This is a genomic window from Spirosoma horti (assembly GCF_054776595.1).
In genome coordinates, this window is record NZ_BAAHBQ010000004.1 from 171749 (window position 1) to 198167 (window position 26419).

Here is a 26419-nt window from a genome sequence, read left to right on the forward strand (position 1 = left end):
CACAAACTCAGGTGCAATTCTGTAAATGATACATTGACAAGTGAGATGGCAATTTGAGATTGTGCATATCTAAAATTATTATAATCAATAGATGATTGGCGACCGTCGTTCAAAATGGGGCGTTTAAAAAGACAAACTCAACTTGTAAATCGAAAGTTGTTTTTATTGGCACAAGGCTCATTGCTGATTAAGTCTACCTACACGCAACCCAAGTATTGTTTTCTGCATCTTCGCTTTACTTGTTCACTCGTTTACTGCTACGATGAGGAAAACTTTATTATTCCTTCTGCTTGTTTTTTGTGCCGCTTGTAGCACCACCCGACCCATTAGAACCAGCGATGGCAAGAGGCTACCCAATAGCATTGCTGAAGTCCGGCGACTAAAAATCAATGGTACTAAACAATTCCTCACCATAAGGGGAGCCGATCGAACCAAGCCTATCTTGTTGTGGCTGCATGGAGGGCCGGGTGGGGTAGCTATGCCCTTATATATGCACCATAGTGCCGCCTTAGAAGAGCAATTTGTGGTCATTTACTGGGATCAACGCGGATCGGGGAAGTCCTATTCCTCCCACATCTCACCAGCCAGCATGACACTCGATCAGTTTGTCAACGATACGCATGAACTGACTACTTGGCTAAAAAAGTACTTTCATCAAGATAAGCTATTTCTGGTGGGGCACTCCTGGGGCGGCTTCCTAGGCCTACACGTCATTAATAAATATCCTACCGATTACGCGGCCTTAGTGGCTGTTTCCCCCATCACCGATGGCCCACGCAGTGAACAGGTGTCGTATGAGTTCGCTCTTACTCAGGCTCAACAACGTCAAGACACCGCTGGCTTAAGCACCTTAAAGCGAATCGGCCCGCCGGTTAACGGACTCTACCAAGGCGGATTTGACGCTACCCTGCAAGAACGAAACTTAGTCCAAAAGTATGGGGGCTCCTATCATCAGGACCTAGGGGGGACATTTTATCGAATCCTGTGGCGATCCAAAAAATACAACCTATTTGATTACCTGAAAGCCAAAAAGATATATCGGTTAAACTGGCCAATGGATCATGCCATTTGGCCCACCATTGATTTGAAACGTCAAATTTCAGCGGTCAATGTGCCGGTATATTTTTGTTTAGGTCGTTATGATCATCATGTGCCGGCCACCGTGGTAGCCGACTATTACACAAGCTTGCAAGCGCCCGTCAAAGAAGTGACTTGGTTCGAGGAGTCGGCCCATCATCTTTGCTTTGAAGAACCCCAAAAGTTTCATGCCTTATTGAAAGAAAAGTTGTTAGGGGATAAACCCGAAGCCGCACGCGCTTCGGGTAAGAATTAGGCTATTGAGATCTCTCTAAACCCTCCTGCTTGAGACGAGTAATCGTTATTTAAAGGCTATAGCCAGAAACAACGAAGTATTTGATCTACGTCTCAAATGGGGCGTTTGGTGAGATGGGTTCTTCACCCTGAGCATCGACTTTATAGAGAATTAATCAGTAAAGGTTCATCATTGAATTAAAACAAGTTGGTCAAGTCACTAGCGACTCCAGGCATTGACTTGCTGTTGCACCCACTGGGAATTTGTTAGCTGTATCCCCAGGAACAGAACTACCCCCGCGAGTAATGCTCCACTGTGCTGGATGACGACCAGCTTAGTCTGCTGGGCCAATTCAGCATCAACTGAGACTAGTAAGCCATACCCAACTAGAACCGATATCACAAACAGTCCGACAGAGAAAAGATAAAAACGAACATCACTCCGACGATGAGCCCGCTGTTCAAGTTGCTGCCGAACTCGGCGGGCAAAGCCGTAGGGTAAGCCCACAGTAGGCGGGGTCTTTAGTTGGCTAAATAAAGTCTGGTAGGCCAACAAGTCGGCTTGCTCATCGGAGGATGTTGCGGGGGGAGGTGAATCGGGTGCTCCGTCGAGCCACTCCTGAAGCGATTGATCACGCGTATCGTCCATACTATAATAGAATTAGCGATGTTGACTTAGTTTAGTTTTTAGCAACTGGCGCGCCCGAAATAAGTAACTCTTCAGCGTACCTTCCGGGATGCCGGTAATGCCCTGAATCTCGGCTAACGAAAACTCGTTCAAATGGTATAACGTTAGGACCGTCCGGTAGTGTAGGGGCATCTGTAAAATGAGTTGATGTAAATACTCCCGTTCATCCTGGATGCCTAGCAGTTGTTCGGGTGTCTCTTCGGTAAAGTAAAATGAATCCAGCTCAGGAGGCTCATTTGGTACTGGTTCGCGTCTAAATTTCTTGATATAATTAATAGCAGTCTGGTAGGCAATGGTGGCAATCCAGGTCGATAGCTTCGACTCAAAGGCGAAGCGGTGCAGATTTTTATGCACTTTGATAAATACCTCCTGGCAAATATCTTCCCGGTCTTGCTGATTTTTGGCCAGCCGAAAAACTACGTACAAGACCAACTGTTGATACTGGTTGACCAGCTCTTCAAAAGCGTTGTAATCCTGGCGCAGCACCCGGGCTACTAATTCTCTCTCATCAACCATAATCAGTAGTCAAGGCTTACTGGCGAGCGGTTGCAAAAGAGCGTATTTTTTTTCATCGGCCAAGGTCTGGCTACCAGGCGACTACTAATCAAAGCGCTAGTTCCCGGAGATCAATGAAATTATTTCTTCATCTCAATTTATTGATTGCCAATAAATTACTGCGCGAAAATTAATTTGTTTTATTTTTTTTCGCTGATCTGCAACCGAGTCTGTCCCTGCGTTGACTACTTGAGCAAAACCCACTGATCAACGAGTAGTGATCGGGCAACCAAGTCAACCAAAATGACCCACTGCCGCGGGGTAACTAAACAACATCCGCTAACAAGCCATGAAACAACTCCTGCCTTTTTTTGTCGTCATTCTCTTTTTAGTACTGGTGGCCGTCTTTATTCTGGCCCTGTTGAAATACCGCTTGAAAAAGCGAATCATCGAGTCGGGTAACCTCGACGAAATAAGCCTAAAAGTGCTGGCTCAACTGGCCAGTTCCGAAGATGAAGCCCTCAAGTGGGGACTTATTTTGCTAACCTCCGGCCTGGGCCTAATCGTGCTGGAATTTGTTCCTTTCTCCGCTGATGGATCGCCCTTACCGTATGGACTGGAGATGGTGTTTACGGCGAGTGGCTTCTTACTCTACCATGTGCTGATTAAAAACAGGAGTCAGCCCCCCGTCTGATTGCTCACCTGGCTTTTATCGATTTAACATACTCCAAAAAACAAGCATGGCTATGCCTAAGGGATTGCTGTGCCCAAAATTCACCATTTACCACTCACGACCATGATCTTACGTTTTGTATTCCGCCCGCTCCTGCTGCTACTGATTGCGTTAGTCGGACGTCTGGCCACCGGGCAGACCCTACCGGCCCCCCTCTCGCTTAAAGGCCACGTTATTGATTCGCTGACCAACAGCCCCATGCCCTTTGCCACGGTTGCCTTACGGGGTGGCGAAAGCGAACGTATGCTGGTTACCCAGGAAGACGGGACATTTTCGTTTTTGGCCCTCAAACCCGCCACCTACCAGGTGCAGGTAAGTAGTCTGGGCTACCAGGCTGTTGTTAAGCAAGTTCAGTTAACAGACGCATCCGTGGAGCTGGACCCGTTTCGCTTAGTGAGCCAGTCGAAACAGTTAGCTGAAGTGACCGTCAACGGGATGCGCCCCCTAATTGAGCGGCAAGCCGACCGCATCAGCTATAACCTGAAAGCAGACCCCGACAGTAAGAGCAGCAGCGTGCTGACGATGCTGCGGAAAGTACCTTATCTATCGCTGGACGGGGCGGATAACATTCTGCTGAAAGGGAGTACCAGTTTTCGTGTCCTCATCAATGGCAAGCCTTCGCCTAGTCTGGAAAATAACCTCAAGGCGGTCCTGCAAAGTATACCGGCCTCGACGATTGAGCGGATCGAGGTGCTGACTATGCCACCGGCCAAGTATGATGCCGAAGGCTTAACGGGGATCATCAACATTATTACCGCCAAACGTACCAGGGAAGGCTACAATGGGACGATCAACGGCCAGGGTAGTTTCCCCAATGGCGGACCTGGGGCGGGCACCTCGTTCACGATGAAGTCGGGTAAGTTTGGCCTATCGGCCAATGCCGGGGCCAATTGGCTGTTCAATCCGACTACGCAGGAGGCCAGTGACCGCTTCAGCCGGGGCGACTCGCCCACCTGGCTCCAGCAACAGGGAACTCAGTCGGCCAGAAACCGCACAGCCTACGGGAGCGCTGAACTAAGCTATCAACTGGATTCACTGGACTTGCTGACGGCTCAGCTTAATTACAACAATAGCTGGATGACCAACCGGATGACTCAGCAATCCACGCTGACCGGTACGGCGGGCTTGCTGCAATACTACGATTTACGGAGTGAACGCCAGAGCAACGGTTCGGGCCTGGATGCGGGCCTAAACTACGAACGTGGATTTAGAGCGCATAAGAACCGACTACTAACCTTGTCCTACTTATTTAGCACCAACCAGACAGAACAATTGGGGAATGTGTTGTTTGGCAAGCAAGTGAATGTCAACACCGCAGATTACCAGCAAGAAGACCAGCAGCACTTTGGGGAGCATACGCTTCAGGTGGATTACCGGACGAGCCTCAAAAAAATCGTTACCGAACTGGGCGTGAAAAGTATTTTTCGCACCAACCGCAGTGACTATGATTACCGCTCGTTTCAGGAAACAGGCCATCAGTTCGTTTCCGTACCTGCACTTGCCAATCAGTATACCAACACGCAGACGGTACTGAGTGCCTATAACTCGTATCAGCTCACGACCCAGCGCTGGCAGGTCAACGCGGGGGTTCGTCTGGAACGGACGCTGATGCGGGCGAGCTTCTTAACGAGTGCTACGGTCGCCGATCAAGACTACCTGAACGTGGTACCGTCCGTATCGATCAGTCGGGCGATGCCCCATGAAGGCAGTCTGACTGCGGGGTTCTCTCAGCGGATTCGTCGTCCCGGCATCAACCGGCTCAACCCATACGTGGATCGGTCGAACCCGAATTATGAAGTGACGGGTAACCCTGGACTTCGCCCGGTGGTGTTGAACGACATTCAGCTGAGCTATGGCTTTAGCAACAAGCTGTCGGTGAATGTGATGGCAGATTATGGGTTTATGAATAACCTGGACTTGCAGGTGGTTTATTTTAATCCCCAAACGCAGATCAACCAGGTAAGCTACGCCAATACGGGGTATTCAAGCAATTTGGGCCTGAACCTAAATCTAGGCTATTCAGTGGGTATCTACCGGGCCAGCCTGAACGGCAATGGGATGTATCTGTGGCTGGCGGGCGAGGTTGACGGCCAGCCGGTCACCAACAACATGCTGATGTATTCGGCTACGCTTTCCAACGTGGTTCGACTGAAACATGGTTGGGCACTCAATGCGGACCTAAGTCTGAATAGCGCCAGTCCAACGGGCTTACAAGGCAGAACGAACGGTTTTTTTTATAGTGCATTTAATTTTAACAAAGAACTACTCAAAGATAAACTAAGCCTGTCAGGAGGAATCAAAAACCCGTTTACTACCTACCGGACTCAGATCAACACTACTGATGGCCCCCTCTTTAGCCAGCGCTACCAGCATCAGCTTTACTTTCGTTCTTTTTCACTAAGCCTGACTTACAATTTTGGGGGCTTGCGGGATCGGATTAACAAGAGCCGAGTGGGCATTGATAATAGTGACCTGGCTAAATAAACGAGGTTCACCTGGTTCATTGGTGTCTGCTTCATCCTGTCAGAGGCTATTGGTCAGCCAACTTATTATCGTTGGCCGACCAATAGCCTCTGACAGGTATGTTCCCTACTGCATTGCCTGTGACTTGTTATGGTAAAGGCAACGGGAAAATAATTCAAACGTAATCGACTAAACCGGCCGTCCTTTATCTGTTTATTCTTATAAAATGATCCTTCTTGAGACGACGTAGGCTACATGTTTATCGAATAGGGCATTTACTGAAACGGAACATCAAGGGTAGTTAGCTTGAAGTTTCGTACTTTGACTTACATAAAGCCACTTATACAACATTCCGAGTATGCAACCTCAACAATCCAACTTGCATCTTCTTGGAAAACCAATGATTGTATGATCCGTGTCCTAACTGCTCTGTTGTTTGCTACTCTTGTTCAGGTTGTGGCTGCCCAGTCAAACCCTATCCCTCCCAGTGCCCTAAAGACCGTCCCTCAGCAAAGCCTGAACCGTTATTTTTCCCAGTTAGCCCAAAACGGTCAATTTAACGGTACGCTACTCGTAGCCAGTCAGGGTAAAATTAGTTATGAACACTCGTTCGGCCAGGCCGACTTTGCCACTAAACGGGCTAACGCACCGGCTGCTCGCTTTCCTATTGCTTCCATCACTAAATCCATTACGGCGACCGCCATCTTTCAGTTATGGGATAAGGGCCGATTAGACGTGGATGACCCGGTGGTCAACCATTTAACCAACTTTCCCTATCCGTCTGTAACGATCCGACACCTGTTGTCGCATACGGCGGGGCTCCCCATTTATGATAGCTTATTTTTCTCGGTTATCGACGAGCATCCTGATACGGTTTTTACCAACGTCGACATTATTCCGGCCTGTCGGAAGACAAAACAACCCCTGAAATTTCAGCCGGGTAGCGATTTTTCGTATAATAATGTTAATTACAACGTCTTGGCACTCATTATAGAAGCGGTCTCGGGCTTGCCTTACGAAACCTACCTGAAGGAGTATATCTTTAAACCGGCAGGCATGAAAAGCACGTTTTCCTCGAAGACCTTTGGCTGGCAAGATAAAACAGTTCCCCAGTTTTACCGGCTTCGCTATCCCTACTCATCCCAGTATGAACGAGCTGATACAGTGGCTGAGTTTAAGCGGATGTATAACTTCAACTTCCAGGGCCATGGTGACCTGGTGAGTACGGCTCGTGATTTACTTCACTTTGACATCGCCCTCCATCAGGGTGTATTGGTCAGTAAAGAAGCCATGCAGGCGATGTTTACTTCTGTTAAACTGAGTGATGGCCGAGATAATCCCCAGCGCTATGGACTCGGGTGGATCACGGGGAAGGACGCATCAAACGAACCCGTTGTATTTCACGACGGTGGTCTTCCAGGCGGGCGCTCGATCCTGCTTCATAACCTTCAAAAAGACCAAACCCTAATTCTATTCGATAACACGGCCGATAACGTCATACCGCTTGCCATTAATGGGCTACGGCTGTTAAACAGTTCTCCGGTAGCCAAGCCCAAGAAAAGCGGAGCTAGAGTCTTTGGCACTGCTTTGGCAGGGGGTAGGGTAGCTGACGCGAAGCAAGCTTTCGCCGTGTTTAAAAAGGATACCTTGCAATACTACTGGGATGAAAATGAAATGAATGCATTGGACTATGCCTTGCTTCAAAATCATCAAACCTTGGCGGCCCTAGCTGCTTTTGAAGCAAATACCCACCTGTTTCCTACCCGCTGGAACGTGTACGATAGTTACGGTGAAGCCTTATTAGAGGCAGGGCAGAAGACTAAAGCCATCGAGATGTATCAAAAATCCATGGCGCTAAACGCCAAAAACGAGAATGGAAAACAAGTGCTAGAAAAGATCCTAAAGCCTAAAAAAGATGGGGATTAAATGAGGGTTAGGCGTTGATTGGAATATTGAGAAAGTAAGAACTGAGTGATCACTTAACGCCCCATCTAGGTAGCAGAAGCTAGACACTCCTTAAAAAACCGTCTCAATAAATGCTTCTATTTGAGACGAAGAAACGTTCATAAATAGGCTCTTGCTTGAAACGACGAATTATTCATGCGTCTGCTCATTAATTCGGGCGTTTTAAGATGTAGTAAATTGGGGAAGTTGTCAGGTTAAGCTGTGACTGAGACAATCCACTCCGTATTTTTAGCAATCTTAACAGACCAGCATACCCAAAAACAATGAAACGCATTTTAATGGCAGTAAGCTTAGGATTGCTGATTTCGGGATGTTCCGATAAAAAGACAGATAATCAACCAACTATCAAATCATTACTTGCCCAACAATTGAAAAATTCGCATACCAATCAACAATGGTTTGCACCAACAAAAAAGGCAATTGATGGACTGACGTTGGAGCAGTCGAATTGGAAGGATAGTTCAGATAATCATTCCATTGGCGAACTGGTTTCACATCTGATTTTTTGGGATGAACTGCACCTAAAAGCCTTTAAAGGCGAAAAGGTAACTGATATCAATGATGAAGAAAAAAACAAAGAAACGTTCAAGATAAACAAGGGGAAAGATTGGCAAAATGCGGTGAGTAGATTGGATAGCATTCAAACCGAATGGGAACGGCTTACCGAACATGCAACTGACGAGCAAATCGCCAAGTGGAACGTTGAAATCGCCAATATGGCGGCTCATACGGCTTATCATACTGGCCAAATATCTACATAAGAAAAATGAATGGTTGGTGGAAATAGCTCTTTTCTGGCTACGACGGTGTAGACTATCTGGGACAATTTAACGCAAGTCGAGGGCATCGGCCATCCGATGCCCCTCCGAGACCAACGTCAATCATCATTGCTTCGACAGCGCTCATTAAGCATAAAAATGCAGTTTGAACGAGCCGCCTTTCTTTAAAGTAACACCCGGATTCCTGATTACACGGTAGACGCCCGGAGACTACTGGCAATCAACTGGCGTGGGTTCTACGGTTCAATTAACCCTCCTTACAAGCGTTATCAAATACTCAGCAACGAACAGAATGATGAAATGAGTAACAAAATAGGCCATCCTCACAGCATCAGTCGTGTGATGAATATCCTTAGTGAGCCCTGAAATTCCACTTCGAATTATCGCTGTTAAAATCAAATTCTGCCAAGGTCGGTGTGCTGTCTCCAGAAGATACCAGCACTAACTTCTTTGCCGAATTCGGTATGATCTTGGGCATTATTCGGTAGGTGCCATCCGTCAATTGATCGATTCGCCATAACTGTTCGGGTGTGCCGGTAAATGCCGGTACGGTGAGTACTTCGGCATCAGGCGTGGCCGCTAAGGCCCGATCGGTTCCGGCTAGTACAATTTTATAATAGGGCCCACCTAAATAGCCGGTCGTATCAGCTGCATCGGTGATCGTCCATTTTTGATGGGGACGGGACATGTAGTCCCCTATTCTCAAGGTAATAGGACCGGTTGGCCAGTTTTTCACTACATCGTCTAATTGCTGAGCCTGAACGGGTTTTATGGGGTCATTGCTGGGCTGACCAAACCCCCGTGGCCCAACGGCCATTCTGGTAAAATCAACGGCCAACTCTAGTCCATATCCTCTTCGTACGGATTCGATTTCATACGTACCTTCTTTAAACTTTTCTCCTCCAACAGGCCAGCCATCTTTCCAAACCACCGGAAGAATGCCCAATACGCTTCGCCCACCCTGCTCTAAATCGGCTTCATAATGGATAGACATTTTTTCAACTCCGTTCTCTAACAGGATGTGTCCAAAATGCCCGGGGCCTATTAACCCTCCTCGGGTAGCCACCACCATCTTACCACCCCCTTCTAACATGCTTCTGCCTACATTATCCACATAAGGACCGGTTATCTTTTTCGATCGACCCACCACCACATTGTAGGTCGAGTTGGCCCCATCGCAACAACTGCCATGTGTGGCAAGTAAGTAGTACCAACCGTCGCGATAGACTAACGTGCTGGCTTCACAGACGATGGCGACATCCACAGGTTTATTTCCGGCCTTGAGTTTTCCTGTTTTAGGATCTAATTCGATCAGGCGAGTGTAGCCAAAATAGGTGCCATAGGTTAGCCAAAGGCGTCCGGTAGTAGGATCTAACAGAACACCGGGGTCTATGGCGTCATTCTCTTCATAGCCATCCGAGGTAGCCACCACAACCGGTTCAGAATACTTAAAATCGGGCGATTTTGGATCTAATGTCTTGTTCCACATGGTAAGAATAGCTCCTTTGTGGTTGCCCGCACCACCGGTTGCTCCATAAACGACCAGGTAACGATCACCAATTTTGAGAACATCAGGAGCCGCTCCACCACCCGGTCTCACCCCGCCCCCATGCCATGTCCAGCCGTCATTGGAAATTAATCCGCCACCGCCTGTGCCGAAGGTGTAATACTTGCCGTCACATTCAGCAATAGTTGAGGGATCATGGATAAATGGTCTTCCAATCTGGGCTAGAGCGGTTTGTGTTATCCATAAAACTAATATCGTTGTCAGGCCGGTTACGTTCATTCGTTTCATGTACTAATTTGTTTTAATCAGCTTAAACAGACTACCACCTACTATTCGTAACGTATACTGAGATTTTTTACGGGCGATCCGTTTTCATCTAAAAAACGGACACAGAAATTAGCCATACCCGGTCCGTTGATGACGGCCCCCCGGATGATGTTCTTCCCCTTTTTAAGCGTTAAACGTGCCGATGTACCATTATCGGCAATCATATCCCTGTCACCGGACAGCATCAAGGCTTCTTGCCCATTCAACCACCACATGCTACCGGAATTACATCCGGCAGCCATCCTGACGTTTTGGATTTCTTCAGGGCAATCGATGACCGTGACAAGCCAGACCAATATTCCGAATTTTGGCTTGTTAATGGCGTAGGTAAAATGGTATAAATTGAAGTTGAACGCCTTGCTGTCCAACGCATACCACTTGAGTCCCTGGTTTCCCACGTTTACCGTTTGGCCATTTTTGGGAACTGTGGCGTAATCGCTGGAAAAATTATCGGCCGAAAAAGTTGTTCTGAGGTAGTTATCGGTGAAAATGTTATTCCTGACAATATCTTTCTTTACAGGTTCCAGCACAAGCCAACGTTGAATAAAGCCCTTGGCATCCGGTGCTTTTTTTGCTGCAGAGGCCATTATAAAGTGTTTGGATAGGGTATGTGTCGTATCGCCTTTTATAGGTATAGGCGGAAGGGGTAATCTTTGTCCAGGACCCGGTCCTTGGGCAAAGGCAGTAAGGCCACTTAGTTGTGAGGCTGATAAAATGACAAAAGCTATAACCGGCAACAAGGGTTTGCGTTTTCTGTTCATAGCAGATTTCCTGAGTAAGGATCCGTGTTTCTACATGAAGCGTAGTTTAGACAAACCTACTCAAAGAAGCGGTAGTGGCTTACCTATGTTGCCTGATTACACGACTCTCAACCCAGCAGGTATAAATACATGTAGGAATCTCCTAAAAGGCTTCCAAATAAGACGAAGAAGTGTTTATGTACCTGCTCATTAATTTCTGCGTTTAAAGAGATTGTATAGCAAAGCGATATACGCCCCAAATTATAGCCCTTCTCAAGTGCCTAATTCATACGGGCGACACTTCACTAAATAAGAGACGTCTATGGATACAATAAGCACGGCCCACAGCCACAGCTTTTTATTGAAGTGGCTAACCGATCTTTGTCGGCCGTCGTCTTCTATCGAGCTTTTAAGGCTATATTTGGGCTGATACCACTCCGAATATCGCCACAACAGCACGCCCTAATCCGGTAGTGGTCAGGCAAAAATTCGAGGCCATCATTCGTTAAATTTTACCCAATGAAGTTGTTGCTGTATTCCTTTCGATGGCTATCGATTCTGCTTATGGTTGTCGCTTCACCGGCAAAGTCCCAGTCTACGCAGCCCTATAGCTATTCAGCCAGCGAGGTGGTGAGAATGCACTCCCAGCTACTGAACGAAGAGCGTAAAGTGTATGTGCATTGCCCTAAATTGGACTCCACCAATAGAAACCAGCGATTTCCCGTCTTATACGTACTGGATGGTGACAATCATTTTGAACTGCTTGCTCAGTACGTCGATTATCTTTCTCGGCCCGATGTGATGGCCATGCCCCAGACAATCGTCATTGGTATCCCCAACACCAAACGAACCCGAGACCTAACCCCAAGCCATAGCGTCCTGAATTATGAGGGCAAACCCGATACTAGTGCGTATCAAGGCAGTGGGGGCAACGAAAAATTTTTACAATTCATGGCGACCGAATTGATGCCCCTGATAGAGAAAACCTACCCAACCGCGGCTTATAAAATTTTGGCCGGGCACTCTTTTGGGGGCCTTGCATCGCTGAATTGTCTGTTGACCCATCCCAATCTGTTTGATGCCTATATGGCCGTCAGTCCCTCGCTTTGGTGGGACAAGGAGTATGTGTTGAAGATGACCGATGAAAAACTGAAAACCGGTTCAGCCTTAAACAAGCGGCTTTTTATTAGTGACGGAAATGAAGGGGGGCCTAATTCGTTTTTTCACAAGCATTTACTAAAGTTGGAGGCCACACTGGCTAAAAAAAAGCTACAACGCCTGACTTATCTGTATAAGCATTACCCCAGCGAAACGCACATGACCGAACCCGTTGTGGCTTATTTCGATGCGCTACGTTTCATGTTCAAGGATTGGAAAATGCATCACTAAGGATTCTCAAAAAAGGCTCCTAGAATAGAAAGATGTGGATTCACGTATTAGTTAGCTTTTCGAATTGGGCGATTATTAATATGAACAACGTAGGAAGCAACCACTGATCTATTCCCCTATCGAGCACTTGTAAATGCATCGATCAGCTAATTACATTGCTCCCCAACGAATCTTTAGTCTACATTTACCAATGTAACTTTATGGAATCTGGAACGGCACGACATCTAACTAAAATAGTCAGTCTCTTTGCTTAATCAACGTGTATGCTCCAAAATTACTTCAGTGGTGTCTGGCGTAATATAAATAGGCAGCAAGAGGTTCTAAACCAACGTCTAACTCCTCTTACTGCTTTTCGAAACCTGTTGCTTCTTTCTTTACTCTTGCCATCGGCCAGAATATTGGCCCAGACCAACACCTCACCTAATGAGGCCTGGCTGACCGAATTCGATGAATGCCAGGACTATGGTGAGGTTTATGTGGTCAAAAAGATTACTAAGTCGTGCCGTGACTACCAAACCTTCCTGACTGACAAAAACGGACGTAAACTAACCCCAGCCTACCGCGACATTGGGAATTTCGAAGAAGGACTGGCCGAGTTTGTCCCCATGCAACTCAATCAGCAAGGGCATGGACTGCATGGATTTATCGATAAACAAGGGAAGGTCATCGTCGAACCTAAATACATTTCCACCGATCAGTTCCGCCAGGGCAAAACCTGGGTCATTTACCCCGCTGACACACATTACGGACTTTCCTATATTGATCGGACCGGAAAAGAGATATATAAGATTCCTATTCAGCACTATTCAAACGACTATCTAATTAGCAACTCAACGATCAATTTTGAATGTAACCATGACACCCACGAAGATGTGCTGTGGTGGAGAGGGGCTAACTTCTTTATTCTCAACTTCAATTTTACCCCTTTTGTCACTGAGCAGATCCAGCGATCCAAGCACGTTACTCCGTTTAAATACCAGGAAAAATTTGGCATCATCGACCGTGATTTGGTGCTGAAAGTTCCTGTGGCCCTCGATGCCATTGATGTTGACTACACCTATTCAGGTCAGGGCATGCAACGGGTGCAGTATGGGAATAAGTACGGCTACGTTAGTCCCTCAACAGGCGAATTGATCGTTCCCTTTTACTATACCGATACCCGCAAGCCAACCAACGGCCTATTTTGGGTCAAAAAGAAGGGGAAATGGGGTTGTATTGACAAAACGGGTAAGCTGCGCATCCCCCATTTGTACGATGAAGCGACCGGCTTTACAGCCGAAGATAGGTCAGCCGTGGCCATTCATGGTAAGTTCGGCCATATCGACAAGTCGGGCAAGGTACGCACGCCGTTGACGTATGATTTTGCTTCGTATTATCAGCATGGCCTCTCCATGGTTCGTATGAAGGACAAATATGGCTTTATCGATACGAGTAACCGGTTGATTATTCCACTCATCTACGACGAAGCATTCCCTTTTGACCGTGTAACGACAATTGTTGAGCGCTACTGGCTTCGGTATGAACTCTCACTGGACGGTCAGGCGCAATTCGTAGGCTTCTCCTTTAAGCTGAAAGCGCTGTTTATTATTGCTGGCCTGCTTATTTTTATTTGGCTCAGCAGTCTGGTCAACGAGTTAAGTAGCAAGTTTAGGGTGAAATTGCCCAGGCATTAGCCATTCAACAGTAAGTATGTTGACGATCTCGATGGGACAGCCCGCGCTGAAGTGTTCACCTAATCCCTATTAACAATGTCTCAGTAACTGCTCCGACATGAGACGCATAAACGTTCAAGTAGACTTCTCAAAATGGGCGTTATGTGAAATACCGTTTCCCTAGCCTACTTGTGACTTTGCCATCTGTCTTAAAGTTGTTATATAGGGTTTGTTTTTGTCATACATTCTGTAGTACTTAACATAATCGAGATTATACAATAGGAAAATGCGTTATATAGAGTTCTACGGCTGGCAATATGGCTACCGTAAGATATCATCAACTAAGCTGTTTCAAGAGCATTTTGAAATGGGCTTAAAAGAGGCTCACGAGCGCACGCATATCCTTTTGGACGAGCAACCGTTTGTACTCGCCGTTGAAAATGATGAAAAAGCTAGTGAGATAATCAGCCAGTTTACTGAGATTGGTGCTTTTTGCCGGTCGGTTGACCCAGCCTAACATAATGCCACTTATATAACATAAATGACCGATGACAAGCAGAAGAAATTGCTACTATATAAAGAAGTAATTTTTATAGCTAGTAACATATTGAGCAGCCAAACAGGAATTATTAATGGCTCGCGGTCCTTGTCATGGATTAGTCACAAATTTGACGGAAATAGGCAAGACGACTTTCAACTTTTTACTCTTATCGATTCTGATTCCGACGATTTAGCAATTGGACCAGAGCGGGATTATTGGGCAAAAGAACAGTTAGCCAAGCAAGATATTAAAACAGAAAACTTCGAGACTTTCTACAAAGAGGATGTATTGAATACTTGTCGTAATTTAATCAGACAACTAGAAACTGAAATAGTTGAACTAACTCAAGATTGTGATTAGCAGATGTTAATAGGCATTTCTTAGATTAGTCTCTTTACATAGTCCTAGTTATACAACAGGTCTAGGAATAGTACTAACTTACTGTGGATCAGCTCGTCGTACTTTACCTAGACCTGTTGTATAGTTAACCTTTTATAAAGACATTAAAACTTATAGCTTTTCATTAGAGACAGCATAGAAATTGAAATTTTTCCAGCGATTCATATCTTGGGGTGAAAGCTTAATAACCTCCGTATTTTCGTCAAAGTCGCCAAAGTAATAAAGGCTATAATTGTGTTCGGCCACAATCTTATAGAGCTCCATTCGCTCATCAAGAGTTGCTTCGGAAAAGCACTCAGCGACTAGAGCAGGTTTGTACTGATCAATCAAGGATGATATTGACCGTATGACATCAATGTCATGACCTTCAACGTCAACTTTAATGAAGGATAGTTTTGGTAAGTACTCTTGGTAATATTGATTTAGAAAGGATAACAAATTGATCCCTTGTACCTTCTCTTGCAGTTTAAACTTACCATGTTGATCGGCTTCTTGTTCAGTACTGGAAACACCCCCGTTACCAAAAGACGCTTCAGAGGATGAATAGATAAATTCTCCTTCTTCTTCAGTAACGGCATAACGTAAGGGAACAATGTTACTCTTTGACTTATTCAGTTGTGCATTAGCCTCTAAGATTTCGTAAGTCATAGGATTAGGTTCAAAACCTAATGTTAATCCTTCTCTGCCAACCGCTATTGCCATTGGCACAGTTGTATCGCCAATATTGGCACCTACATCGATACAAAAGCTTCCCAAAGGAGCTAGCTGGCGGAAGAAGTTAATTTCTCCCTGGGAAATCGATTTAGCTGGTATCAGTGGATTTTTCCAGTTAGCAAACTCGACCAATCCTTCGGTCGTCAATTGAAAAGAATTTACTTCGTGAGGGTATTTGCTAGTGACACGTCTTGCCTTCTTGCGAGCAAACGATTCTTTTAGATAGTTGAGCATAAGCCAATCAGTTTGAATACAAAGGACTGGCTTTTCGATCTTAGAACAAACTGTTACATCAGATAAATCATCTGTTATATACGTGTTTTCATGTTAAGCTAGGGCCAATTTCCTTGTTTTTGTTGATATCTTTTCTGCAATCTATTTACATTTTTGATCATTACTGACTAAGCCCATCATCTCCCATTCAATTCGTGAAAGCTTATGAGCCATTTCTTCCACTGTAGCTCCTTTAATGGCCAAACTGAATAATTGAGGGGTATAAGATTGGTTCCTAACTAAAAGGCCGTCTCATAACTGACTTATGAGACGGCCTTTTTAATTGTTATATTGAATTCTTTCCAGCTAAGTTATTGTCCTGTTCTAGTTAACAATATGGCTACCGAATCTGGTTTTGCTAAGAATGCAGAGTGGCTGGTGTTTAATTGATACACGGTTTTCACGTTTCCAGATGCGATCATTCTGTCTTGTAAGCCCGGAGAAACCACCCGATCCTGTAAGGTTTTAATATAAACCTTCTCAACAGAGCCGAAATTAGCAGCAGTTAATATAACCGGATTGGTAAACGGAATGGCTGGTTCAGGGCGATAATTTTGTAGAACAAGATTTTTTACCTGAACAGAACCATCCTGGATAAAGACGTTCGTAATCTGGTCATGTAACACATCAAGAGTTCCGTTAGCATTTTGGGTAAGTATAGCAACATGATTAACGGAGTCACCAAGTGCTGAGCCGGCGTCGGTACCAGCAAGAGACAGTAAGGATTGTCCGGAAGATGGCAGATAAGCTGCGAGATAGACAAGTTTTTCAATTTTTGACGGATTCTGCTCGGCAGCGGCAGAAATGATCATACCGCCTAAGCTATGGCCTACCAGTATAACTTTGCCATTTACTCTTGACATTGCATCAAGAACTTTGTCTCTGTAATTGGTCAACGTTAAGGTTGAGGGAACAGTTTGATCGCTGCCGTGGCCAGGTAGTTCTACAACGGTCACATTGTTGCCTTCATTAATCAAGCTGGCTTTTACGGCATCCCATACGTAAGGAGCCTGCCATGCGCCGTGTACCAACACATAATTTTTAGCAACGGGTTTCACGTCATCATTCTTTTTTGAACAAGAGGTGAACAGGATAGTAGCCGTAGCTACAGAAAGCAAGAGTAAGATAAGTTTGTGCATGATTTGTGGTGCCTAATTGTTTAGGACACCACAAACCTCGGGCTAGGCTGCGGCAATAAGTTTAACCCAGGTTAAAATCGAAAATAATGCCAAGCAGCCCTTATAAAGCAACCCATACGGTGATTTATCAGTAATGACGATGCACTAGGTTACCGGAAGATGTCGATAATCGATTTCACTAAAAAATTTATATTTTTATAGCATGTTGGAAAATAAAGCAGAAGCAGAGATCGACTTATTACGAACGGTTTTAGGATCTGCCGGTATGAAACCGGAAGTATTTGACCTGTCATTACCGTACTGGCAATCAAAGCAGTATAAGAAAGGTGAGTTTTATAATGAATATAGAAATGTTTGTAAGCACCTTGGATTTGTGATCAACGGGGTATTCAGAATATACCGGGTAAATAATGATACGGGTGAAGAAAAGAACATGCTGTTCTTTACCAATCACCAGTTTGTAGCCTCCTATAAAAGTTTTTTAGCCCAAACAGCCTGCGATTATTACACGGAGGCTATGGTTAACTCGCATATACTATATATACATATTGATCATCTGAATGAACTTTATGGGCAATCGCACCAGTGGGAACGGTTTGGAAGGATTGTTGCCGAAACGGCTTTTCATGAAGTTATGACCAATACCGAAGGTTTTTTATTTAAGACACCAGAAGACCGTTACCGGGAAATGATGGAGAAACATCCAACTATTTTTAATTCGGTACCACTTTATCATATTGCCTCTTACCTGGGTATCCAGGGACCATCCTTGAGCCGGATTCGTAAACGAATGGTTGGAAAGTAAAACTCGTCACCTTCTGGCTATGCCTACTTAAACCCGCTAAACAAGTTTTTTAGCGGGTTTTTCGATTTTAACCTGGGTTAAACTTATTGCCCCGGCTTAGCCCGAGGTTTGTGGTGTCCTAAACAATTAGGCACCACAAATCATGAAAACAGCAATAATAGCAATGGCAATGAGTGTACTAGGTTTTACTGCTCAGGCCCAAAACACAACCAGCAAAAATTCTAAAACTGTCGTACTTGTTCACGGCGCCTGGTCAGATGCATCGGCGTGGGATGCAGTAGCCCCTTTGTTAAAGGCCCAGGGCGACGAGGTGATTACGGTTAACCTGGCAGGCCATGGAAAAGATACTACTTCATTTGCTGGTATCACCTTGCAAACTTATGTTGACCAGGTAAAAGCAGCTATCGGCACCCGCACCAATGTAGTCTTGGTGGGCCATAGTTTTGCCGGACTGGTGATCAGCCAGGTTGCCGAAGAAATCCCTTCACAAATCAAAAAACTGATTTATCTGGCAGCAGCACTTCCGCATGATGGCGACAGCCTTTTAGGCCTTGCAAAAGGTGACCCGGCATCTCATATCGGCAAGTTCCTTACAGTCGATAAGGAGCATGGTGCCGCAATAATTGCGAAAGAAGGGGTAGCGGATATTTTCGCGGCTGATGCCCCTCAGCAGGTTCAGGAATATATTGCAGCCACTATTAAAGCCGAACCACTGGTACCTCTTGCTACACCGGTACATTTAACTGAAAAGAATTTTGGCAGCATCAGGAAGGTGTATATCCACACAGAAAATGACCATGCGATCAGTTATCCTGCACAACAGTACATGGTAAAAAATAGCAAAGTTACTAACGTGTATACGCTGCAAAGCAGCCATACGCCGTTCATTTCTATGCCGGATAAACTGGCCACCATACTGATTACAGAAAGCAAGTAATAGCCTGATTAACAGCAAAAAAATATTTTATAATCTGTCTTCTTCCAACGAGAAGAAGACAGATTATAAAAGACAAAAAATGTCACTTCATTTAAAAAAATAACATCAATATGCTTACTCAAGAAACAGTGCCAACTACATTTATCGATGTAAAAGGTGTAAAATTCGCTTATCGTTCATTTGGACGGCAAGAAGGCATACCTATTGTATTCTTGCAACACTTTACCGGTACGTTAGATAATTGGGATCCGGCCCTAACCAATGAATTGGCTAAAACATACCCGATCCTATTATTTGATAACAAGGGCGTCGGTAGCAGCGAAGGCGAAACTCCTGCTACTGTAGCAGAAATGGCCAATGATGCCTATGAGTTTATTAAGGCATTAGGTTTAGAAAAAGTATATCTGCTTGGCTTTTCATTAGGCGGTTTTATTGCACAAAACCTAGCAGAAACATATCCTGAATTGATTAGCAAAGTAATTCTGGCAGGTACCGGCCCGAAAGGTAGTGAAGGAATAACCGAAATTGTGAACGTAGTAACCGCAGGTATGTCGGATGGCCCTGCCAAAGTTCTGCGAAATATATTTTTCACAAAAACAAATAATGGTGTAGAAGCTGGCGAACAATTCTTAGAACGTCTGCAATTAAGAAAAGAGAGCCGTGATACACCTACGACCGGAGCAACGGTAAATGCACAGGCAACAGCTATCATTACCTATGGGTATGAAAAAGATCCGGAATACAAGCAACTGCGCCATATTAAACAACCTGTTTTGATAGTAAACGGCACCAATGATTTGATTGTGCCTTCTATCAATTCTTTCACGCTATCACAGTACCTAATCAACTCAAAACTCATCCTATGGAGTGATTCAGGTCATGGCGCACTTTTCCAACATAGCCAGGACTTTGTTAAAGAAGTTAATTCTTTTTTAGCCATATCATAAAGCACGCATTAAATCAACATCAGGCATACGCCTATTAAATAGGCTTGTGCCCGATGTGTTTCAAATTGACAGTGTTCAATTAGTTCTGATAATCCTATTTCATCAGCAGCAGTCTGTACTCTTAGAGCGTACCTTTTGAACCTACAGAACTGATTATCAGGTAAATAAAATTAAAATGCAAACTAAAGATACGGTCGATAACCACCAGACAATCACATGAAAAAGACAATTTTACTTTTTTTGTTAAGCATCACTAGTCTACGAGCTGTAGCGCAACGTCCTTCAGAACCGGCATTCCAACATGGGCCCGAACTCCAAGGGGATAGTATCATATTCCCATTGACACTTGTTGACGCTTTCCCTTTTGTATCGGTAGAGGTAAATGGCATTAAGGGAAAATTTATGTTCGATACCGGCAATAAGTGCTACATTGAAATTAACGACAACGTAGTAAACTTACCGGGTAAACGAGCGGTAAGTAAGGGACAGGTTGGAAGCGGGCAATCATTTATATCAAACATTAACGACACCATTGCTGAAGTTAAGTTTAAGAACGGCCTTACTTATCGTAACCTGTTGAATATTACCAGTGCTAATCTTGATTTCCTTCAGGATCACATCACCCCTGATTGCATTGGGTATATAGGACATGATTTTTTCAAAGGGTATCTTTTTAAACTTGATTATGTAAAAAGAAAGCTCACTTTTTATAAAGTCACTGAGGATAGAAAACGGTCAAAGGACTTCTTGAAAGGTGAGAAAGTATTGGCAGTTCTCAACTTTGAAACCAGGAGGCTTTCCAATCACCCGATGGTTCGCGTAAAGATCGGAGGGGTTGACCTGCTTGGCTCATTTGATACCGGGCAATATGGTTTGATCCAATTGGAGGATCAGGCAGCGAAAGTTCTAAAAAAGAAGAAGCTATTGGTTGACGCCGGGAAAAATGGCTACGATGATTCGACGGTCGATGTTAATAACATAGTTATAAACGGAAGCCTTAAATTAAGTCTTAAAGGTATTGCGCCCTACAGCCTTGAACAAACAGCTCCATTTAGAAAGGGAATGCAAATCACAGAGGCCAACTATATCTGCTTTGGATACCGCTTTTTCGATCAGTACAAAACGGTTTGGGATTATGATGTAAAGAAAATGTACGTTCTTGAAAAATAAAACCCGTTAAACATCCACCAGGTTTACTAATAATTCTGCACTCTTTAAAAAGAATCAGCCTAAGAAATCATCACCTGGAACCTGTGACAGCGAAATTTTCAACGCTTAAGATAGTAGTAATTGGTATAGTATAATCTGACGTTATAGTGGCCAAAGTATGAACCTTCATGCTTAATACTCCTGGGTTCTCAATCACTTAAGACGCTCCCGATTGAGACGTAGGGGCATTCATGTGTATGCTTCAATAATGGGGCGCTTTAAGAAACGGATCCGACAGCTGTTTAAGGAATACTATGTTTGCAGCCTGTCGCTAACGGATCATACACCCAAGGCGAATACTATTGACAGCGTTCACTTAGCACTTTAACCGGAATCGAACTTTTGGAATGCGTTGATTTTATCAAAGCGATTTACTTCGGCCATTAAACATGAAGAAGCCCATCGCTCGTGTTTTTTTTGCTCGCAGTCGCTTAGCCAATTTTATTGAGTTTTTTAACGAGTTCAGATTCCTCCAGTCGTGATGGGAAACCAGGATAAACTTGGGATGGGGACACTTTTCTCTGACTCGCTTTAACGTTGTCTCATATTCAGCTTCATTGGCGTCACCCAAGTAGCCCAAATTCTCCGCATCGGCCCCTTTTATCAAACAACCACCGTAAAGAATTTTTTCCTGACTAAACCATACTACTATATTGTCAAGCGTATGCCCTTCGCCCGGGTAATAGGTTTCAAAGGAGTGTTGCCCCAAAGTAAACGTAGTGTCTTTATTCAGTAAGAATTCAGCCCGCTTTTTGTTGTTCTTTTTACTTAACTCATCCGTCCGAGAAGTTGTATATGTCTTGATGCCTTGCTGCTTATAATACTCAAGTCCTTCGGTTCGGTCGCCATGCCAATGGGTGGCAATGCACATAACCACGTTTTTATGGTGCCTAGTTTTGATACTGTCTAGCAAGGGCTGAAACTGGGTCGTATCCCAAGGGGTGTCAAACAAAGCAACCCCATCATCAGAGACCAGGTACATACCATGCGCTGGTATTTTGTCTCCCTCGTAGGTGTTATAGGTCGTATAGACATAAAAATCGCCAATCAAGTGTTCAATTTTAAGTCTATCCAGATTAGTCTGTCCATAAACTGAAGTCAAAGAGAAAGCAAGTGTTATGGCTAATGAGAGGAATCGCATTCGGTTGTTTTAAAATTGGCCGTGCGCAAAACGGCTGTTATGATTTTTTAAACGTCAGTGTGTTGTATGAGGGCTTGTGGAATAATCAAAACTATGAAAATCCAGACTAAATACGGCTTCAGACTATGCCACTACTTATGACTTCGTCCTCTGTCTTACAGTTGTCAGACAGTATTTGTTTTTGCCTGAAAGAATGTATTACTTAACATATACGAGCTGGCTGTTGCAGAAGTCAATACCCGATCAGCACGGCAGATCCATCTCAAACACATCCAGACTTTCCCGACTACGAGACCGCTACCGCACAGTGGAACGGAACTACTACCCCATTAATTGTATAAAAAAGCATCTCATCCACCAGTCGTTTTTAATTAGATTACTTCCATGCCCCATCGACCGTTTTTTTGGTTGCTTAGCTTGTCCCTAGTCATAGGCGCCTGTTCAAAGGAGCCAGTTGCTGTTGTTCATGAAAAACTATTGATACAACAGCTTACTGAACGGTATACGGATGGTCCCAACTGGTCACCGGCTAAGTCTATCCAATTTCAACACCGGCCATTCTATTACCTGGGTCGGTATCAGGACGCGTATCAATATGACATCCAGCGACGAATCATCAGGATTACCTCAAGAGACCCTGACCGGCCGACCGATACTTATTCTTACTATGGCAATTTAACCTTTGACTATAAAGAGAACAAGTTGATATTTACCAACCAGGGGATAAGCGATAAGAATGGGAATTGGCTCCCCAATATTTTTACGTTGAATGAGCGAGGCAACATCGTTGAGGGGTGCACCTATGATTCGAATGGGTATCTGCTTCATCGTCAGGATGGTCCCAATGCAACGATCGACCAAACCATTCAAAACGGGAACATTGTCAAAAAGGTCTATAAGGACGCTTCACAACGACGAGTAACTACCTATACGTATGATCTCACTAAAGCGGGGTTACCAACGGTTGGCAGTTTGGGCGAACCCGTATATCAATGGGGTCGATCCAGTCAAAACCTGTTAATTAAAACCATTGAAACGACCGAGTCCTTAAGTGCTTCAGGGGGCCAGCGCTACAGCGAAGTCGAAACCAACTACAGCTATAGGTATGATCAAACAGGCTTGGTTAACCAGCAAACGGCCTATACGATAAGAACGGCTCATCCTGACTCGGATTCACCACTTGTGAACAGCGAACTAAAGATTACCGATCTGAAATTCAGGTAGTCGATTAGTTGCGTACTGCCTACTTGATGCGGCTTTTTTTAGAACGTCGGTGGCTGCGAATTGCTGGAGTGGAAACAAAATTAAACGGACTATTTTTGCAGCAGCCACCTGGGTTATGTTAAGAAAATGCTTTAAGAAAGAAGAAAAGATATAGCCTAGTTACATCATTATTTTATTCAATAACGAGGATGAAGTTCGTGCCAGTCAAGTAAGGAAACTCGATCGTTTTTTAGTAACAAACAACTCACTTCACGATAGCGGCCAATGCCGTAAAAATCTAAATTAATTAAGTAAACCCCGTTATAGTTGGTCGTTACAGGTTGATGCGTGTAGAGGCCGTCGTTAAATAAAGCATCAACAACAGTGAAAGTATGACCCAGTAGACTAACTAAACAAGTTCGATCTGAAATGTGAGCTAGGTAGAAAAGTTGATGTGCACGCATTAAACCACCGAATAGTTGGATCCCATATATATTAAACAGGGTTGTAGACTTATTCAAACTATTGGCTGTAGTAACCCCTCTGGCCGGCTTACCTGTCCATTCTGGTAGAGAATGAGGATCCTCAATCAGTTGCTTGTCAGCACCACCCATGCCATGTCCAAGACTAGACACTACCTCATAACCGGTTGAGCCATAACGAACCCAAACCGCACAGGTGGCTTCCATCCAGTGAATCTTTTTGGTCTGCTTATCAAAGAAGAAAACCCGTCCGCTCTGGTTGAAGCTATTCCTACATTGCAAATCACATAAAAAGTGGAATCAGCCTGTCTTCTAGAGTGCGCCGACTGTGTCAGCGGCCCAGCAAAGCGGTAGCTTTCAGTCCTGATCGCTCCAGCCTATAAATTTGAGAGGCAGTAAAATTTCAGGATTTGGTAGTTAGCCAAACTCCGTAGATAGGGATGGAAGGAAACTGCAAATGACGAAATTTGTACGCTCTCGCAGAGGTACCCCACTATACATGACAATGCCCGGCAACGTATGTTACGCTGCCGGGCATTGTCATGTATGAAAAGAACTTACTTGACTTCTTCGTAATCGACATATTCGCCACCTTTGAAGGGGTAGCTCCCGTCTTTTCTCTGAGTATTGTCAACCCGAATCTCGCCTTCCCGACGACCTCCCCGCACATCGCCCTGTCTTTTCTGCTCTTTCACCAGTTGACGACCAACCAGCAGATAAAACACAAATCGACGCACCGGCGGTACGAAGAGGATAACCATCGTGATGATGAACAGATATTTGAACAGCATAGCAGAGTCTTGTTAATACTGAATAAACGTTGGGATGACCTGTTTAGTTTTCCGGTGTGATAATTGGCGTTTGATCCGGATAAACCGGATCGGCTGCCTCCTCATAAAAGCATATCGGTCGAGGAGACTACTGTCCGTACAGCGCTTTTCCGGCGGCTTCATACTTGTCTCCTGCCGACCATTGAGGGCGCGTTGCGCGATTGGCAATTAGCCGGGCCGCGTAAGCGTAGGCTTGGCAATAGCGCAGCGTGTAGCCAAAATCCAGACTTTCGGGGTTGTCGATGGCCTGGTGATAATACTTACCAATGGCTTCATCGAACGCTTTGAAACCCGCCGAAAACGTAGGAGCAGGTATGCCTTTAGCCGCAAAATGAACATTGTCGGATCGATCGAACAAGCCTTGCTCAGGAGCGGGTTCGGCAAATACGCCCAAACCGAACGCTTTGGCCGCTGTTTCAATTTCGGTTTTTGTCCCCGTCCGTTCCAGGCCAATGACGGATACAATGGTCGTGTCGTTATAGCCCGCCCCGTCGGTGTTAAAATCGAAAATGGTCTGCTTGAGCGGCACTAATGGGTGTTCGGCATAAAAGCGGCTTCCGAGTGTACCCGCTTCTTCGCCCGTCAGGGCCAGCACCAGCACCGACCGTTTGGGGCGTTGCAATGACAGCGTTTTGGCCGCTTCTAAAATAGCCACCGTTCCCATGGCATTATCCCGCGCCCCGTTGAAAATACTATCGCCGGGCGAATACGGGGTTCCGCTCGCTTTGCCAACACCAATGTGGTCGAAGTGAGCAGACAGCACAACATATTCATCTTTAAGTTTGGGATCCGTGCCTTCAATAATCCCCGCTACATTGGCCGAAAAGGCCGATGTCCGCTGGCGTCCCGAGGTTTGGAGCGTAATCGTTTGGCCAGCTTCCTTAAGCTGTTTGTATTTGTTGCTGGCGTTGTTGACCCATAGATGCGCGATGGGCGCACTCGTCTCGGCGGTTACGGGAATAGACAGTTGCTCACGGTTGAAATACTGATTGACAAACCCCCAGGGAATGGATTCGCTGTATAACTCAATAAGCGCAGCTGCCCCTTTTTCGCTCGCCAGTTTACGTTTCGCGGCCGATGCGCCAAAGATTTCGCGGGGGCTTTTGGCATCCGGCGAACCGCCCTGGGCGACCAGAATACGCCCTTTCACATCGCGCCCTTTGTAGCCATCTTCACCATCCGTCAGGCCGTACCCTACGTAGACAACCTCACCCGAAAGGTTGGTCGGGCCACCGGCCATTACGACGAGTTCTTTGCCGAGATGCAGGGTATCTTTTCCAACCAGCATCGTGGCCGAACTGGCCGCCTTGACGCGCTCCAGGTCGATGGGCTGCAAATAATCAGTCTTGCCGGCAACCGTAACAGCAGGTTTCAACCCCAGTTGCCGAAACTGTTCGGCAATGTAGCGGGCCGCAACCCAGTTACCCGGCTCACCTACTTTACGGCCCTGCAGCTCGTCGGATGCCAGAAACCGAATATGGGCTTCAACCTCGGCACGAGATAGGCTGAATTCAGGCAATTGGGAGGCTGGGCTGGTTAGCTTCACCTTAGAAGACGTACTTTTAACGGGTCGGTTTTGCGCTTGCATCGAACTGGTAACGACGAGCAGGCCCGCAAAAAAAGGAATGATGAATGATGATCGCATGATGCTTAAGTTGACCGTATAAAAGTACGAAATTCCTGAACGGCTTCCTGCGCTTCCGGGGATGTCAGCGAATTTCTGTATTTTCGCTGCTCTTTTTTATGACCT

General features: G+C 45.3%; 24 protein-coding genes. 14 read left to right on the plus strand and 10 right to left on the minus strand.

Features of this window, described 5'->3' with window-relative positions; translation table 11 throughout:
- The first annotated feature begins 262 nt into the window (after nucleotides 1-262).
- Nucleotides 263-1333 carry an alpha/beta fold hydrolase gene (locus ACYVAM_RS12280; protein ID WP_461067332.1) on the plus strand — a complete coding sequence of 357 codons (1071 nt, stop codon included), beginning with the start codon at nucleotides 263-265 and terminating at the stop codon, nucleotides 1331-1333.
- 198 nt (nucleotides 1334-1531) lie between these two features.
- Here ACYVAM_RS12280 and ACYVAM_RS12285 read toward each other — a convergent pair whose 3' ends face one another.
- Nucleotides 1532-1960 carry a hypothetical protein gene (locus ACYVAM_RS12285; RefSeq protein WP_461067334.1) on the minus strand — a complete coding sequence of 143 codons (429 nt, stop codon included), beginning with the start codon at nucleotides 1958-1960 and terminating at the stop codon, nucleotides 1532-1534.
- A gap of 12 nt (nucleotides 1961-1972) precedes the next feature.
- Entirely contained in the window at nucleotides 1973-2515 is a 543-nt protein-coding gene (locus ACYVAM_RS12290; protein ID WP_461067336.1) for an RNA polymerase sigma factor, read from the minus strand.
- Between the two features lie 328 nt (nucleotides 2516-2843).
- Here ACYVAM_RS12290 and ACYVAM_RS12295 point away from each other — a divergent pair, with 328 nt between their 5' ends.
- From ACYVAM_RS12295 to ACYVAM_RS12310, 4 genes are all read left to right on the plus strand, one after another.
- Nucleotides 2844-3188 (plus strand): hypothetical protein, encoded by a 345-nt coding sequence (locus ACYVAM_RS12295; protein WP_461067338.1) that lies wholly within the window; start codon nucleotides 2844-2846, stop codon nucleotides 3186-3188.
- Nucleotides 3189-3290: 102 nt separating this feature from the next.
- A complete protein-coding gene (locus ACYVAM_RS12300; RefSeq protein WP_461067340.1) occupies nucleotides 3291-5711 on the plus strand; it encodes a TonB-dependent receptor in 2421 nt (806 codons plus the stop codon).
- A 387-nt stretch (nucleotides 5712-6098) separates the two neighbouring features.
- Nucleotides 6099-7616: a serine hydrolase gene (locus tag ACYVAM_RS12305; protein ID WP_461067342.1), complete on the plus strand. Its 1518-nt coding sequence runs from the start codon at nucleotides 6099-6101 to the stop codon at nucleotides 7614-7616.
- Nucleotides 7617-7918: 302 nt separating this feature from the next.
- A complete protein-coding gene (locus tag ACYVAM_RS12310; protein WP_461067344.1) occupies nucleotides 7919-8416 on the plus strand; it encodes a DinB family protein in 498 nt (165 codons plus the stop codon).
- 370 nt (nucleotides 8417-8786) lie between these two features.
- On the opposite strand, the gene ACYVAM_RS12315 is transcribed toward ACYVAM_RS12310, so the two are convergent.
- Nucleotides 8787-10229 carry a family 43 glycosylhydrolase gene (locus ACYVAM_RS12315; protein ID WP_461067346.1) on the minus strand — a complete coding sequence of 481 codons (1443 nt, stop codon included), beginning with the start codon at nucleotides 10227-10229 and terminating at the stop codon, nucleotides 8787-8789.
- Nucleotides 10230-10270: 41 nt separating this feature from the next.
- Nucleotides 10271-10855 carry an acetylxylan esterase gene (locus tag ACYVAM_RS12320; protein ID WP_461067348.1) on the minus strand — a complete coding sequence of 195 codons (585 nt, stop codon included), beginning with the start codon at nucleotides 10853-10855 and terminating at the stop codon, nucleotides 10271-10273.
- Between the two features lie 672 nt (nucleotides 10856-11527).
- Here ACYVAM_RS12320 and ACYVAM_RS12325 point away from each other — a divergent pair.
- The 4 genes from ACYVAM_RS12325 (at nucleotide 11528) to ACYVAM_RS12340 (ending at nucleotide 14950) form a co-directional block, all read left to right on the plus strand.
- On the plus strand, nucleotides 11528-12397 hold the full coding sequence (locus ACYVAM_RS12325) for an alpha/beta hydrolase (protein ID WP_461067350.1): 870 nt from the start codon (nucleotides 11528-11530) through the stop codon (nucleotides 12395-12397).
- Between the two features lie 362 nt (nucleotides 12398-12759).
- On the plus strand, nucleotides 12760-14070 hold the full coding sequence (locus ACYVAM_RS12330; protein WP_461067352.1) for a WG repeat-containing protein: 1311 nt from the start codon (nucleotides 12760-12762) through the stop codon (nucleotides 14068-14070).
- 265 nt (nucleotides 14071-14335) lie between these two features.
- On the plus strand, nucleotides 14336-14566 hold the full coding sequence (locus ACYVAM_RS12335) for a hypothetical protein (RefSeq protein ID WP_461067354.1): 231 nt from the start codon (nucleotides 14336-14338) through the stop codon (nucleotides 14564-14566).
- A 24-nt stretch (nucleotides 14567-14590) separates the two neighbouring features.
- Nucleotides 14591-14950: a hypothetical protein gene (locus ACYVAM_RS12340; RefSeq protein WP_461067356.1), complete on the plus strand. Its 360-nt coding sequence runs from the start codon at nucleotides 14591-14593 to the stop codon at nucleotides 14948-14950.
- Nucleotides 14951-15100: 150 nt separating this feature from the next.
- Here the strand turns inward: ACYVAM_RS12340 and ACYVAM_RS12345 are convergent, their stop codons facing one another.
- Nucleotides 15101-15937: an FkbM family methyltransferase gene (locus ACYVAM_RS12345; protein ID WP_461067358.1), complete on the minus strand. Its 837-nt coding sequence runs from the start codon at nucleotides 15935-15937 to the stop codon at nucleotides 15101-15103.
- 350 nt (nucleotides 15938-16287) lie between these two features.
- Nucleotides 16288-17115: an alpha/beta fold hydrolase gene (locus ACYVAM_RS12350; protein WP_461067360.1), complete on the minus strand. Its 828-nt coding sequence runs from the start codon at nucleotides 17113-17115 to the stop codon at nucleotides 16288-16290.
- A 202-nt stretch (nucleotides 17116-17317) separates the two neighbouring features.
- Between ACYVAM_RS12350 and ACYVAM_RS12355 the strand changes: the two genes are divergently transcribed.
- The 4 genes from ACYVAM_RS12355 (at nucleotide 17318) to ACYVAM_RS12370 (ending at nucleotide 20974) form a co-directional block, all read left to right on the plus strand.
- A complete protein-coding gene (locus ACYVAM_RS12355; protein WP_461067362.1) occupies nucleotides 17318-17920 on the plus strand; it encodes a Crp/Fnr family transcriptional regulator in 603 nt (200 codons plus the stop codon).
- A 142-nt stretch (nucleotides 17921-18062) separates the two neighbouring features.
- Nucleotides 18063-18857 (plus strand): alpha/beta fold hydrolase, encoded by a 795-nt coding sequence (locus tag ACYVAM_RS12360; protein ID WP_461067364.1) that lies wholly within the window; start codon nucleotides 18063-18065, stop codon nucleotides 18855-18857.
- A 110-nt stretch (nucleotides 18858-18967) separates the two neighbouring features.
- Complete coding sequence (locus tag ACYVAM_RS12365; RefSeq protein WP_461067366.1) at nucleotides 18968-19804, plus strand: alpha/beta fold hydrolase; 837 nt, start codon at nucleotides 18968-18970, stop codon at nucleotides 19802-19804.
- 216 nt (nucleotides 19805-20020) lie between these two features.
- A complete protein-coding gene (locus ACYVAM_RS12370; RefSeq protein WP_461067368.1) occupies nucleotides 20021-20974 on the plus strand; it encodes a hypothetical protein in 954 nt (317 codons plus the stop codon).
- Nucleotides 20975-21374: 400 nt separating this feature from the next.
- On the opposite strand, the gene bla is transcribed toward ACYVAM_RS12370, so the two are convergent.
- Nucleotides 21375-22154 (minus strand): BlaB/IND/MUS family subclass B1 metallo-beta-lactamase, encoded by a 780-nt coding sequence (gene bla, locus ACYVAM_RS12375; protein ID WP_461067370.1) that lies wholly within the window; start codon nucleotides 22152-22154, stop codon nucleotides 21375-21377.
- Nucleotides 22155-22631: 477 nt separating this feature from the next.
- On the opposite strand from bla, the gene ACYVAM_RS12380 reads away from it, so the two are divergent.
- Entirely contained in the window at nucleotides 22632-23378 is a 747-nt protein-coding gene (locus ACYVAM_RS12380) for a hypothetical protein (RefSeq protein WP_461067372.1), read from the plus strand.
- A gap of 176 nt (nucleotides 23379-23554) precedes the next feature.
- Here ACYVAM_RS12380 and ACYVAM_RS12385 read toward each other — a convergent pair whose 3' ends face one another.
- The 3 genes from ACYVAM_RS12385 to ACYVAM_RS12395 all read right to left on the minus strand — a co-directional run bounded on the left by ACYVAM_RS12385 (nucleotide 23555) and on the right by ACYVAM_RS12395 (nucleotide 26314).
- Complete coding sequence (locus ACYVAM_RS12385) at nucleotides 23555-24046, minus strand: hypothetical protein (protein WP_461067373.1); 492 nt, start codon at nucleotides 24044-24046, stop codon at nucleotides 23555-23557.
- A gap of 350 nt (nucleotides 24047-24396) precedes the next feature.
- Complete coding sequence (locus ACYVAM_RS12390; protein WP_461067375.1) at nucleotides 24397-24630, minus strand: DUF4834 domain-containing protein; 234 nt, start codon at nucleotides 24628-24630, stop codon at nucleotides 24397-24399.
- Nucleotides 24631-24757: 127 nt separating this feature from the next.
- Nucleotides 24758-26314 carry a M28 family peptidase gene (locus tag ACYVAM_RS12395; RefSeq protein ID WP_461067377.1) on the minus strand — a complete coding sequence of 519 codons (1557 nt, stop codon included), beginning with the start codon at nucleotides 26312-26314 and terminating at the stop codon, nucleotides 24758-24760.
- Nucleotides 26315-26419 lie beyond the last annotated feature (105 nt).